We start from the raw sequence: 849 nt of genomic DNA on the forward strand, positions 1-849 counted from the left end.
CGGCCTATGCCACGATCAAGGGATTCGAAGTCATGCGAGCCCTGCGCAAAGGACAGGCTCGCCCCTGGTGCCTGCAGCCCGGCATCAGGGGCGAGGTGCGCCTTGTGGAGAGAGCTTTTGGCATTGGGCCCTCGGCGCTGACGGAGGCCATGGGCATGCTCAACCACCATTTCGCAGCAGCCGCCTGATCGGCGCAGAGCGACAGCCTACCTCTGACTGCCGCCAATCTTTGCAACAGAGCCCAACGTCACGCCCGGTGACGTCAGCCGCTTGACTAGCTTCCTGACCGCATCGTCCTCATTGGCGACCGTGCCAACGAAACGCACCTCGCCTCCGCGTTCCCCTTCGGCAACTGCGACCGCGATGGTCTCCTTATGAACGTCCAGACCAACGTATTTCACTGCCTCCGTCATGACTCGCCTCCGCTGCTGAAAAATCCTTCATCAGCATCTCAGATTTGAGCCACCGAGGCTCTGGCAGTCATGGGGTCTAAGGCCTGAGGGCGTCGGAAAACACCTATTTTCCGTACGCCGCCGCAACAGCCGCCTCGGGCCGATACCGGACTTTCCCGCCGACCTTGAGCAGTCCACCTCCCCAACCTACATTGCCAGCAGTGCGCCAGGCCATCATTGAGCGCCTGTCTCGCTCACCGCCGGACTATTGTCCTCATTGTGGATGTAGCCTTACCAAACGTCTCAATGAACTTCTGCCAAAGTAGTGCTAGCTAGGGGCTACTCACATGCAAAAAGGAAGGGTGCCGACACTGTCGGCACCCTTCCAGTCGATACAAGCTCAGGGGGCGATTAGAACTTGATACCGATCACCGACCGGATGGTCGCGACGTTGTTG

At 59.6% G+C, this 849-nt stretch carries 2 pseudogenes; one reads left to right on the forward strand and one right to left on the reverse strand.

The annotated features are described in order from the left end of the window. A pseudogene (locus LH128_RS28875) lies at positions 1–188 on the forward strand (IS6 family transposase); the annotation flags it as partial. Positions 189–263: 75 nt separating this feature from the next. Here LH128_RS28875 and LH128_RS28880 read toward each other — a convergent pair. Beyond that, positions 264–413 (reverse strand): annotated as a pseudogene (locus tag LH128_RS28880) (IS110 family transposase); the annotation flags it as partial. Positions 414–849: the final 436 nt, after the last annotated feature.

The sequence above is a fragment of the Sphingomonas sp. LH128 genome, assembly GCF_000293195.2.
GTDB lineage: Bacteria > Pseudomonadota > Alphaproteobacteria > Sphingomonadales > Sphingomonadaceae > Novosphingobium > Novosphingobium resinovorum_A.